The following is a 12,222-nucleotide window of genomic DNA, read 5'->3' as shown; positions in this document are numbered from 1 at the left end:
TTCATTGGAATCAATAAGCGTCTGCGACATGTCGGCACCTCCCCGATCTTCGGGAGGCAATCTTGTTATCAAAACCCCTTATTGGGGTTTGGCATTTTGTTTCTTGGCTTTGGCACGTCCGCGAATCTTCTCCGCGTAACCAGGTTTATTCTCCTGACGTGGACGAGCAATGGCCAGATCATTCTCGGGAACGGAATGGGTAACGGTCGAGCCAGCAACCACATAAGCGCCTTTTCCTACCGTAATCGGTGCAATCAGATTGACGTTGCTTCCTACAAAAGCATCATCTTCAATCGTTGTCACAGCTTTATTATAACCATCATAATTGACAGTTATTGCCCCGCATCCAACATTTACGTTTTTCCCTACTTTGGCATCTCCAATATAGCTGAGATGAGATACTTTGGAACCTTCATCAATTGTAGCATTTTTCACTTCAACAAAGTCACCAATTTTTACGTTGCGGCCCAGTTTAGTACCTGGACGCAAATTAGCATATGGACCAACCGTTGCATCAGAACCCACTTCGGCATTGGATACTACCGAATGTTTAATTGTAACTCCGTCCTGAATAACGCTGTCTTCCACATCTGCCTGAGGACCAATATGACATGCTTCACCAATGGAAGTTGTGCCTTTGAGGATTGTCCCCGGATACAGAACTGTATCTGATCCAATCGTAACATCCGCTCCGATATATGTCGATGACGGATCAATGATTGTAACACCGTTCAACATATGGCGTACGGCAAGACGTTCACGCATGAAGGCTTCTGCTTGCGAAAGTGCGAGTCGATCATTAACCCCGATGGATTCTGCGATGTCATCTGACATGTAAGCCTCAACCACTTCTCCATCATTGCGGAAAATGCCAACTACGTCTGTGAGATAATACTCTCCCTGAGCGTTCTGATTCGTCACTTTTTCTAGGGCAGCGAACAATTTTGCATTATCGAAACAGTATGTGCCCGTGTTAATCTCATTCACAGCATCTTCCTGCTCCGTGCAATCCTTCTGTTCCACAATCCGTTGTACAGATCCATCTTCTCCGCGAATAACGCGGCCATAACCTTTGGGATTGTCCAACTGAGCCGTAAGAACTGTCGCTGCTGCTCCGCTACTCTCATGGAGCTTCATCAGACCTTCCAACGTCTCACTGGTCACAAGCGGTGTATCTCCACAGACCACAATTGTAGAACCTGTCTCTCCGCCAAGCAAGGATTTAACCTGCTTCACTGCATGACCTGTACCCAATTGTTCCGCCTGAAGTGCATACTCCGCTCTGGAACCCAAAAATGACTGCACCGCTTCGGCACCATGACCGACTACAACCACACTGCGTTCAACGCCTGCGCTGAGTGCTGCATCCAGCACATGTCCAACCATAGGTTTACCGCATACGGGATGCAGTACTTTGTACAATTTTGATTTCATTCGTTTTCCTTGCCCTGCGGCAAGAACGATTGCCATTCGTTTCAAAATTAACGACCTCCTGTTCTGAAAATCCCATTGAAATGCACTGCTGATCTATATCCAATGAGTATCGTTCAGCCGGCTTCAAGCCGGGCCTGTTCATCGCCTGCTGTCTCTGTAATCACACGTAACAACGCGGACACCTACGAATCGTGACCTATATGTATACGCCGTGTACCTGCGAGCTTAACCGAATCCCGATGATTCCTAAGATGCCGCCCTGCCACCAAGCGCACGATGCGCTTTTTGTTCTCTGCTAATAAACTCAATACTGAATATATCTTATTCCGGTCAAAAAGAAAAGAGAGCCATAAGACATGGCTCTCTTTTCCTTCGAACCCCAATAATGTTCTCAGGCACCTTCTTCAATGACTTCTTCCTCAGTTGCCGCACGATCGTATTCAGTCAAAACTGCTGCCTGAATCTTCTCACGCGTACCGGAAGAGATCGGGTGGGCGATATCACGGAACTCTCCATCAGGAGTACGTTTGCTCGGCATAGCAACAAACATTCCGTTGTTACCATCAATGACACGAATGTCATGAACGACGAATTCGTTATCGATGGTAATGGATGCGATAGCCTTCATTCTCCCCTCCGAGTTAACACGGCGGAGTCTGACATCCGTAATTTGCATGTGTGTGTTCACCACCTTTTTCCATCAGAACTTGGTGTATAATTCCACACAGCATATACGAACTCCTTCTTTTTATAACCACAAAAATTTCCTAATTTCAGGAATTTTTTTATTTAATACACAATTCGACAACGTTCATGCCAGGTCGATGGAAAAGACCTTTTAACGACATAACATTCGTCATCTTTCTACAGGTCAAAATAGTTGCCAGGCTTGACGGAAATCTGTCTGCTCTTGGCATCGACCGCTGTCAATTTCGCCAGAGATACATAATCTGTTAGCAGGCGTTCTTCTGAATCTACAGAACCAGATTCCACCAGTACCCCTACCCCGGCAACTGTAGCATTAAACTCGGCCAAAAGATCGATCATTCCTTGCACCGTACCCCCGGCCTTCATGAAGTCATCCACAATAAGTACTCTGGAATGCTCACGCATCGCCCTACGAGAGAGGGACATGGTATGCAGACTTTTATGGGACCCGGATACATAATTGATACTTACGGCCGATCCTTCTGTAGCCTGATGGTCCCTGCGTACGAGCACGACAGGCAGGTTGAGCTGGGCTCCGGTCGCATAAGCCAGTGGAATTCCTTTGGTTTCTACCGTCATTACCACATCAATATTCATATTGCCAAAGGCCGTTGCAAAAATCTTGCCGGCTTCATTCATCAATGCGGGCTGACCAAGCAAGTCGGACATGTACAGGTATTCTCCAGGCAAGATCCGATCAGGTTGCGCGAGCTGGGTCGAGAGCCGCTCCGCAAATGCCAGTGCCAGTTCTCGGGATACCTTCGGAATCCATCTTACTCCCCCGGCTGCTCCAGCCAGTGTATGCAGTTCTCCTGACCCACCTTCTTCGAACACTTCCTTGATAATCGCCAAATCTTCACTAATTGAAGACTTTGCGGCTCCATAACGTTCGGCAAATGTGGTCAACGGAATAACCGTATGCGGTCTGGACAATAAGTATTGCGTCATTTCAACCAGCCTTGCGCTTCGTTTTAACTTCTTCACAGAGATCCATCCTCACGATCACGGAAACATCCAAATCCGAATAATTATTTAAAAATATACCACCTTTATACGTGTTTGTATATTATAAAAGCGAACTTTTACGTCAACATACGTACAGCGTACACTTCTTTACAGAAACCACGCAGACCATTGTATATCCGGGCAACCTTCGATTCTTTGGAAACCAGCCCAAATACCGTTGGGCCACTACCGGACATTAACACGCCGTCTGCACCCAATCGAATCATGGCATCCTTTAGATGCTGAACTTCCGGATACAGCTTCAACGTTACATCTTCAAGCACATTGCCCATCTGGTTACAGACTTCCGTAAATGATTGGTTGCGAATAGCCTGCTCCATTTTAGCCGCACTCGGATGACGAACAATCTTGTCACTACGGAAACGTCCGTACACATCGGCTGTAGACACATTAATCGGAGGCTTGGCCAGAATCACCCAGCATTGCGGCGGATTAGGAATGGGAGTTAACTTCTCACCACGGCCTGTAGCAAGTGCAGTCCCTCCTGTGATACAAAATGGAACATCAGAACCAAGTTCAGCTCCAAGCTCCTGCAGTTCGTGATCCGGTATATTCAACCGCCACAGACGGTTCAATCCACGCAGCGCTGCTGCTGCATCACTGCTGCCCCCGGCAAGTCCGGCTGCAACTGGAATCTTTTTATCCAGATGAATATGGACGCCCGTACGCACGTTATAGCGCTCCTTAATGAGTCTGGCTGCCTGGAAAGCCAGATTCTTCTCGTCCAGCGGAATATAACCCGCCTGACTGGAGATGAAAATAGTATCTCGCGGCAGCTCCGACATTTCCAGTCGATCAGCCAGATCGACCATGGTCATGATCATTTCAACTTCATGGAATCCATCGCTTCTTTTATGTAAAACGTCCAGCATCAAATTAATTTTAGCAGGCGCTTTTTCGTAAATTTTCAAGGCGTTCACCCGTCCTCACCTTTTCCCTAAGACAACTTAACATATTATATCAAAATGGGGCTGTCAAGTCATTTCTATTCCGTATCTAAGGGGAAAAAGCGGGGTTGTTCCTGACGGATTTCCCCGCTTTTCAGTCTGCTTGAACCGGATTAAGATTTGCGGGCAGCCTGCTCAGCAAGTTGAATGGCTCTTTTCACCATGTTTCCTGCATCCTTGGCTTTGATTCCACCCCAACCTTCCTGTTGGACCGTATCATAGAAGCCCAGGTCTTTCGCAAGCTCATTCTTCAGATCCTCTGACATGACACTTCTTCTTCTGCGACTCATGAACCATCCTCCTCCAATGTATCCTTCATAATGTGATGAGTTCGTTCACGTTTTGGACATCTTGCCATCAGGCCAAATTCAGTTTCCTGCATTGCTCAAGAAACTGTCCCTTCACCTGTCCATATAGTATGCCGCGACCGTTCCTCGCTCATTCCTGAGTATGTATGGGTTAGTTTAGAAGATGGACGGGTGATTTTATAGAAAAAGAAAATATAAAAAAGCGATCCGCCTTGTGGGGCGAATCGCCTGTAAATCGATACTTACGTCTCCATATAGGAGCTATGCGTCTGGCTGCCCGGGTCAAAAACCATGACTTCCACCGATTCCGTAAGTATATCCGCATAACTATAAGATACTCGCTTGAAGGTTTCTTGTTCCTCATCAAGCTTAACAATAAAAACAGAAGGGTACGTTTCTTCCAATACACCCGTACGCTCAATGGTCTTACGGCGGCCACCATTAGCCCGCAGCATAATTTTCTGACCAATATGTGCATCGAGATTGCGTTTGATATCCAACAGCGTGTTTTTAGCCATTGTCGACGACCACCTCTTTTCTTGTCCATTATACCGGATTTTACAGTCATTGTCAAATCAAAACTAATTATTATATCAGCATCAAAAAGTTGTTGTCAATGAATTTTTTTGCAAACAAAAAAAGCCCCAAATTGGGACTTTAAATGGCCTACATCAGACTGCCGACGGGTTCACTTTTAGCGTGGATAAATCATTCAGCCCCGGCAGACCTACCCGGTAACTCCCCCGTGTCTCGACACCACCCACACCTTGGCTACCACTGATGGTATTGTGCAGAACATCACTCATGTTAACCGTATCCCGCACAGAGGTGAAGGAGGCCTTGGCTGCCACATAGACCGGATCAAGTGCATGAATGAGAATTCTGCCTGGAGAACTGGCAAAGTTCGCTCCAGCGCGCAGTAGTGCCTCAAAATGGGACTGACAGGCCCCTGCCACAATAGTGAGTGCGTCCAGATGGCGTTCATATTGTCTGGCCACCTGAATGGCCGACACAAAATTTTGCGAGTTTTTGTAGCTACCAAGACTATATAAGTCATAGGGCTGACGTGTCTTTAACACCCCATCATGACCCGTAATAACTACGATATCCGGACGTACTTTGGGTAATAAACGGTATAAGGTATCTGCCATTGCCGATTCATGGACATATTGTCCCTCTGCGGGCACACGAAGTTGCTCATAGAGATCCATACTTTTTTTCAAATAGTTCGGATCTCCATCCAGATGAAGCACCTTTCCAGGCATTTCAAAATAAGCTGGTTCCTGCTGAACAGACCAATCCTGTACCAGACCTTCACGATTCCGCTCAGCCTGTTCCATACGATTCTGCTGCAGACGGGACAGGGTCTGATGTGCTTTAATATGCGCCTGTCTGGTCTTGGCGCTTTGTGGTTCGTAGGGAACCTGTATCAAATCGTCCACCGGGGAATCGGCAATCAGCCGGAACTCAGTCCCTTTAATGACCGCAGCATCCAACTGGAGGCCTTCCACCCGAAAAGTCACATCGCCGCCGTATGACTTCCGAACGACCAAGTCTCCGATATTCATCAACGTAATCACCTCTACCCCATCGTATGGGCAAAGACCCGGTTTGGTTCATTCAAATTTTACAGCGCTGCACGTACCCCTGCTTCCCACATTACGGTGCTGAGTGTAGCATACTCCTGCAGACTCAACGTCTCTCCACGTCGGGACGGTTGAATACCTGCCTGCTCCAGCAGAATGTCTGCCTGTTCCCGGTTCTCCTTCGTGAAGAAGCGTGCCTTCAAGTTGTTTGAGATTGTTTTTCTCCGCTGGGCAAAAGAAGCCTGTACCACTTCGAAGTAGTGTGCTTCATCCGGAATCTCCACTGGCGGTTGCTCACGCACTTTCAGCTTAATGACAGCTGATTCCACATTAGGTTGCGGAATGAAGACTGTAGGAGGCACAATGCACACAAGCTCCGGCATACTGTAGTACTGAACTGCGATGCTCAGACTGCCGTAGTCTTTTGATCCTGGTGCAGCCGCCATGCGTTCAGCCACTTCTTTTTGGATCATGACAACAATACTGTCTACCGGCAGCTTCTCTTCCAACAGTTTCATCATGATTGGAGTCGTTACATAATAAGGCAGGTTAGCCACAACACTGACTTTGTCCACGGATGCAAAATCCGTATTAAACAATTCAGCCAGATCAAGCTTCAGCACATCCCCATGATGAACACGTACATTTGAATAAGGCTGCATCACTTCTCCCAGGATTGGGATTAAGCGCTGATCAATCTCTACGGCTGTGACAGGACCGGCTACCCGAGCCAGTCGCTCCGTAAGGGCTCCAATACCCGGCCCGATCTCTAACGCGCCCTTGGACTCGTCCAAATCGGCTGCATTAACGATTTTGTTCAATATATTTTGATCGATCAGAAAGTTCTGACCCAGACTTTTCTTGAATGAGAATCCGTGTCTTTGAATAATCTCTTTCGTTCGCTTGGGCGTTGCAATTTCTATCGTCTCTTCCATGTCCTTCATATGCTCACAATCCTTCACGTTCAATTTGCGCTAATGCTGTAGAGAACTCTTCCCGTGTAATCTGAAATACACTGAGACGTTTGTGGAACTGCTTCCCGTTACAATAACCGATGCCCAGCAGATTGCCCATCTCCATGCGACGTGCAGCAGCCTGCGGATGCACGATAAGTCCTGCCGCGATCAGGTCCTCCCAATCGATCAGGCTCGGAGCACCTTCGTATGAAGTATGTACGCGTGCCAGAGCATGACGGATCGCCTCCGGTGAGGCATTCTCCACCCCAATGTCCCCTTTGCGTGTTGCATCGGCTTCCGGAATGAAGGCATGTTTGCAGCCAGGCACCTTGTTCGCAATAATTTTACGAATGCGTTCGCCAGCATGATCCGGATCTGTCAGTACAATGACTCCCCGTCTCTCCTGAGCAAGCGCAATCCGCTTCAGAATGCGTTGGTTGATTGCTGAGCCACCTGTTTCTATTGTATCGGCTTCAACGGCCCGACGGATGGCTACCGTATCGTCACGGCCTTCCACCACAATGACTTCTTTTATCATGTTCCATTTCTTCCTTTCTAACGCAAAAAGAAGAGGAATATCCTCTTCTCTGCCAACGGCGGGGGAGACTGAATTCAGACTCCTCCGCCGCATATTCCGCATGAATCATTCATGCAACTATTTTATAGCATTCCCATTTCAAAGTAAAACGATTTTAGTTCGCTTCCGGCTTCACCGGACCGATCACGTAGACCGTCTTGCCTTTCTTACGTCCAAAATTCAGGGCATGCTTCACACTGTCATAATATACATCAATTTTGTTGCCTTTAATGGCACCGCCTGTATCTTCCGCACGACGGAATCCCAGACCTTCGATATATACCCACCAGCCAATTGGAATGACTTTGGGATCAACCGCAATGGTGCGCCCTTCCGTTACACGAGTACCGGAAGCTGTTTTAGTTCCAATGCCAGGCTCTTCGGAAGAGTAGGCAGTCATGGATACATTTTTAAGTACTTTTGAGTATTTAAAAGAAGTCCCGGATACGGTAATGACTTTGCTGCCCGAGGCAGATGTTTTCTTCGAGTTCGTTGTTGTAGCCTTTTTGGTTGTTGAAGTTTGAGCCGATACGGTCTGAATCACAGGTTCTTTCACGACCGGTTTTGCTTTGGTGCCGACAGCGATCACTTTATCTACACGATTATTCGCGACAGATTTGCCGACCATTTTTTTGGAGACCAATTCTCCATCCTGAAATACCTTTTCGATATGCTGTACAAGTGTGCCTTCTTTGCCGTTTACAACGACACGGTTATCCCCTTTGTACAAGCTAGGGTCAGCCGTTTTAATGACTTTGTAAGCGATTGGCTGCTCTACCTCCACTGTACGCTTTGTTACGCGCACTACACGGATCTTCATATCCGCTTTGATGGCAGTTCCAAGCGCCGGATACACTTTATCATTACTCTCAACTTGAATACCTGATTTTTGAATTGCATCTTCTACCGATGAATCCGTTGTATACAGAGTCTTGGTGTCTCCGTCTGCCGTAATGTTGACTGGAACGGCCCGCTCAATAACGATTCGGTCTCCATCTGTAATCGCCCCATTCATGGACATGGATACCTTATCGTGAGGGCTGACTGTGATCGACTGCTCCTCCAGCATTTCCTGAAGCATTCCTGTACGAGTCTCTACCACCTGAGCTTTGCCATCAATAACCAGTGAAATTTGTTTCCCGGCCTGACCGTAAACGACTAACAAGATCATGATTGTAAGCGCAATTGAGAAAATCGCGATCAATGCCATTTGACGCATGTTCTCATGCTTCCACCGCAACGCGAAAGACTTACTGGATGATCGTGACTCATGGGTCTCTTCTGGTTGGAATGTGCCCACTTCTCCGTCCTCCTTCATAGCCTCGCCGTCTAAAGTAATGCATGATGTCTTTGACGTGACTATACCAAATTTTCTACAGAACACAGATTGGACCAACATAATCCGGTTCTGCACCATGAATCAATCTTCGCAACATGATGTCATCCTCCTGAATACCTACCGTATGATGACAATATTTCTTTTATTCAAAAACAAAAAAGCCAAAGAAAGAGTGTAAGAGGAACTCTTTCGTGGCTTCCGAATGATTCTGAATATCGGAAATTCATGCACGAGGTTGCCTCTCTTTTTCCGCTTGCGAGGTTAGCTGTCGGGTTCGGGCGAAAGAGAGCCGCCCTATCTTAGGTCACCCGCTCATGGCGGACGCCCTTGAATTCACCCCGAGACCCAAAGAAGAAATCAAATACGGCTTCGCAGTTCCCTTCGCTGCTTTTGGGTCAGCGAACGTTGCGCATCGGCCAAATACACCGATGTTTAAGCCCTATTGGTTCCCCCGCTCTCCGTTAACGGAGACTCAGCGAGACTGATTCATGAAAGTAATGTTGTTTCATCGGAAAGTGTCCCTTTGTTCATCCCCCGAACATCTGTCCAATTTTCCGCACAACAATTCACTGAAAAGATGATATCCTGTTTTGATGCATGTTGTAAAGCGTTGATCAAGTACGTTTTTCTGAATATTTGGTTAAAATATTGTAATATTCTTGATTTATTTGGAGCAAAGGGCAAATTACCTCCGCTTACCTGCCTTTTTCACCTCATTTGCTCGTTTTTTTAACGAATTCCAAATCGTTCCATGGCATTTTTGGTTGTTATTGCAGCAATTTCCTCCACCGAAATGCCTTTAATTTCCGCTGCTGCCTCTGCAACCAGACGTACATGCGCTGTCTCATTTCGCTTCCCACGATAAGGGTGAGGTGTCAAATATGGAGCATCTGTTTCAATGAAAAACCGGTCCATAGGAACCTTCGCCAGCACCTCTTTGGGCTGCTTTGCATTTTTGAATGTGATCGGTCCTCCGAAAGAGAGATGGAAGCCCATATCGAGACAACTTTTCGCTGTTTCCCAGCTGCCCGAGAACGAGTGCATTACACCACCAACCTCACCCGCCTTCTCTTCACGCAAAATTCTTATGATATCCTCATGTGCATCCCGATTATGGATGACAATCGGCATGTTCACTTCACGCGCCAAAGCAATTTGTTGTCGTAATACGCGATGCTGTATTTCTTTTGGTGAAGTATCCCAGTGATAATCCAATCCAATCTCACCGATCGCAACCACTTTTTCATGCTTGCATAAAGATGCAATCCACTCCAAATCGCCCTCCTGCATTGTGATCGCATCTACGGGATGCCACCCTACAGCTGCATAGATAAAGTCATATGTTTCAGCGAGTTTCATTGTGGTTGGAATCGTCTCCCGGTTAAAGCCAATGTTGATCATGCGACCAACTCCTGCATCCACAGCACGCTGAATCATGTCCTCGCGGTCCTCGTCGAATTGTGGTGCATCCAGATGTGTATGTGTGTCGAACAGCATCATGTTTGTATCTCCCTTCATGTCGAAATAACGACTATCTTCTTTATCAAAATTCAATTTGTAAAATTCAATAATTCAATGACTCATACATAAAACATTTTGGGTATCTGTGTATTACATCATTACGTTTGTTTCTTCACAACTACAATATATAGAAGATAAACGGATATTCTGATCTATATATTGCTGATTGTGCCCACTCTACCTGCTTGCATTTACAAAATTATGTCGATCTACATATACTCCCCATTAAAGCAGATTACTGTATCATGAAAAATAGCTCTTTTAGAAAGTGTTTTGATATCAAAATTCTTCATCGGATTATACCCACATGATTACAAGAAATAGGGGCGTATATGTGACGGTAATTCGTGAATAATCGCATCCACCTTGTTTTGCGGGTAATACAAATGATGTTTCCCTCGGTGAAGCCCACTTATGGAACGGACAATGTCAGATACTTCTGACAACTCACGTAAATTGTCCTGTCGATCCAGAAGAAGAATCTGCTTATCTGTGGATTCATCCGGACGAAACACATCATACGGATTATCCGAAGGAAAATCAATTTCAAGATCATATTCGGGATCGAGGCCTGCCTGTACAAAAGCTTCCCGAATCTCTTCCATCATTGTCAAGTCGACCTGTTCAAGCTCTACATACTTATATAACTTGCGATCCATAAAACGTTCGCATAACTCACTCAGAACAGTATCGTCCTCCTTGCGCCACTGCGTAAATGCCGTCTGAATCAATGCTTCATCCAACTGCAAATATTCATCTACGGATAATTCTCCATCAAATAATTGAGGGAGTGGATCAATCATGAAGCGGAATTGAAAACCTTGCTGTATGAGTGTTTTCGCTCGCTTGAATATTTGCCGCAATATAATTTCAGAACTACGAGTTACCGGATGGAAGTAAATCTGCCAATACATCTGATACCGAGACATTAGATAATCCTCCACAGCATGCATGCCTGACTCCTTGACTACAATCCGCCCATGATAAGGACGCAGCATCCGAAGGATACGATCAAGGTCAATCGTGCCGTAATTTACACCTGTAAAATAGGCATCCCTGAGCAAATAATCCATTCGGTCTGCATCAAGCGGACTGGTCACCAAGTTCACCACAATCGGCTTTTCATACGTTTTTTGAATGACAGACGCTACTTTCTCAGGAAAATCAGGAGCATACCGTCTTAAGATCGCCCCTACTTCGGTATCACCTGTAATAATGCGGCAAGTCCAATCTTCGTGATTCATGTCAAAAGCTTCCTCGATGGAGTGAGAGAATGGCCCATGTCCGAGATCATGAAGTAGAGCTGCACACAGAGCTACAATCTTTTCTTCCTTTGGCCAATCCGAATAATGACTTCTTTCAAATTGAGAGATGATCTTGCGGGTGATCTCATAAACACCTAGTGAATGTGAGAACCGACTATGCTCTGCTCCGTGAAAGGTAAGGTAAGAAGTACCCAGCTGACGAATCCGGCGTAAACGCTGAAATTCCGGGGTGTTAATTAACTGCCATATAACCGGATCTTGCACGTGGATATAATTATGTACCGGATCTTTGAATACTTTCTCTTCCGTTAAACGTTGTTCCATGTCGACTCACTCCTTTAATTTCTTTTATATTAACGCTTTGAGCTCTGCGATTCACCTAAGATTCGACACCAGATGACGAATCTTGTCGAATGAAGTAGTTTTGTCGTTTTCCAAATCGACAAAGCTGACATTGAGGTTTAAATGCGAAAAACGGCTTCCAATCCCTTACCACCAGTAACCTTATGAAAAACAGCCTTAATTTTAAGCTAATTTTAAGGTTGACTGATTTGG

Annotated in this window: 12 protein-coding genes and 1 riboswitch; all 12 genes read right to left on the bottom strand. The window is 46.0% G+C overall.

Annotated elements, in window-relative coordinates:
* Positions 1–78: 78 nt before the first annotated feature.
* The 12 genes from glmU to V6669_RS00140 all read right to left on the bottom strand — a co-directional run bounded on the left by glmU (position 79) and on the right by V6669_RS00140 (position 11,991).
* Complete coding sequence (gene glmU, locus V6669_RS00195; protein ID WP_338589723.1) at positions 79–1,479, bottom strand: bifunctional UDP-N-acetylglucosamine diphosphorylase/glucosamine-1-phosphate N-acetyltransferase GlmU; 1,401 nt, start codon at positions 1,477–1,479, stop codon at positions 79–81.
* A 346-nt stretch (positions 1,480–1,825) separates the two neighbouring features.
* On the bottom strand, positions 1,826–2,110 hold the full coding sequence (gene spoVG, locus V6669_RS00190; protein WP_017691372.1) for a septation regulator SpoVG: 285 nt from the start codon (positions 2,108–2,110) through the stop codon (positions 1,826–1,828).
* Positions 2,111–2,298: 188 nt separating this feature from the next.
* Positions 2,299–3,126, bottom strand: coding sequence for a pur operon repressor (gene purR, locus V6669_RS00185; RefSeq protein WP_017691373.1), 828 nt, complete (start codon positions 3,124–3,126; stop codon positions 2,299–2,301).
* Between the two features lie 98 nt (positions 3,127–3,224).
* Positions 3,225–4,079: a 4-(cytidine 5'-diphospho)-2-C-methyl-D-erythritol kinase gene (ispE, locus tag V6669_RS00180; RefSeq protein ID WP_036606140.1), complete on the bottom strand. Its 855-nt coding sequence runs from the start codon at positions 4,077–4,079 to the stop codon at positions 3,225–3,227.
* Between the two features lie 149 nt (positions 4,080–4,228).
* Entirely contained in the window at positions 4,229–4,405 is a 177-nt protein-coding gene (locus V6669_RS00175) for a small, acid-soluble spore protein, alpha/beta type (protein ID WP_017691375.1), read from the bottom strand.
* Positions 4,406–4,665: 260 nt separating this feature from the next.
* On the bottom strand, positions 4,666–4,941 hold the full coding sequence (locus V6669_RS00170) for a Veg family protein (RefSeq protein ID WP_053778931.1): 276 nt from the start codon (positions 4,939–4,941) through the stop codon (positions 4,666–4,668).
* A gap of 153 nt (positions 4,942–5,094) precedes the next feature.
* Positions 5,095–5,991 carry a sporulation peptidase YabG gene (gene yabG / locus V6669_RS00165; protein ID WP_338589717.1) on the bottom strand — a complete coding sequence of 299 codons (897 nt, stop codon included), beginning with the start codon at positions 5,989–5,991 and terminating at the stop codon, positions 5,095–5,097.
* A 59-nt stretch (positions 5,992–6,050) separates the two neighbouring features.
* Entirely contained in the window at positions 6,051–6,953 is a 903-nt protein-coding gene (gene rsmA, locus V6669_RS00160; RefSeq protein WP_272907837.1) for a 16S rRNA (adenine(1518)-N(6)/adenine(1519)-N(6))-dimethyltransferase RsmA, read from the bottom strand.
* A 4-nt stretch (positions 6,954–6,957) separates the two neighbouring features.
* A complete protein-coding gene (rnmV, locus tag V6669_RS00155; protein ID WP_017691379.1) occupies positions 6,958–7,503 on the bottom strand; it encodes a ribonuclease M5 in 546 nt (181 codons plus the stop codon).
* Between the two features lie 154 nt (positions 7,504–7,657).
* Positions 7,658–8,842, bottom strand: a complete 1,185-nt coding sequence (locus V6669_RS00150) for a ubiquitin-like domain-containing protein (protein WP_338589713.1) — start codon at positions 8,840–8,842, stop codon at positions 7,658–7,660.
* 273 nt (positions 8,843–9,115) lie between these two features.
* Positions 9,116–9,369, bottom strand: a riboswitch (cyclic di-AMP (ydaO/yuaA leader).
* Between the two features lie 241 nt (positions 9,370–9,610).
* A complete protein-coding gene (locus V6669_RS00145; RefSeq protein ID WP_190945000.1) occupies positions 9,611–10,381 on the bottom strand; it encodes a TatD family hydrolase in 771 nt (256 codons plus the stop codon).
* Positions 10,382–10,713: 332 nt separating this feature from the next.
* Positions 10,714–11,991: an HD domain-containing protein gene (locus V6669_RS00140; protein WP_338589711.1), complete on the bottom strand. Its 1,278-nt coding sequence runs from the start codon at positions 11,989–11,991 to the stop codon at positions 10,714–10,716.
* Positions 11,992–12,222: the final 231 nt, after the last annotated feature.

The organism is Paenibacillus sp. Y5S-9, assembly GCF_036894235.1.
Classification (GTDB): domain Bacteria; phylum Bacillota; class Bacilli; order Paenibacillales; family Paenibacillaceae; genus Paenibacillus.
This window is presented reverse-complemented; position numbering and strand designations above follow the sequence as displayed.

Coding starts and splice junctions, on each gene's coding strand:
- spoVG (WP_017691372.1), bottom strand. CDS start 2,110: ATGCAAATTACGGATGTCAGACTCCGCCGTGTTAACTCGGAGGGGAGA.
- V6669_RS00175 (WP_017691375.1), bottom strand. CDS start 4,405: ATGAGTCGCAGAAGAAGAAGTGTCATGTCAGAGGATCTGAAGAATGAG.
- V6669_RS00170 (WP_053778931.1), bottom strand. CDS start 4,941: ATGGCTAAAAACACGCTGTTGGATATCAAACGCAATCTCGATGCACAT.
- yabG (WP_338589717.1), bottom strand. CDS start 5,991: ATGAATATCGGAGACTTGGTCGTTCGGAAGTCATACGGCGGCGATGTG.
- rsmA (WP_272907837.1), bottom strand. CDS start 6,953: ATGAAGGACATGGAAGAGACGATAGAAATTGCAACGCCCAAGCGAACG.
- rnmV (WP_017691379.1), bottom strand. CDS start 7,503: ATGATAAAAGAAGTCATTGTGGTGGAAGGCCGTGACGATACGGTAGCC.
- V6669_RS00145 (WP_190945000.1), bottom strand. CDS start 10,381: ATGATGCTGTTCGACACACATACACATCTGGATGCACCACAATTCGAC.
- V6669_RS00140 (WP_338589711.1), bottom strand. CDS start 11,991: ATGGAACAACGTTTAACGGAAGAGAAAGTATTCAAAGATCCGGTACAT.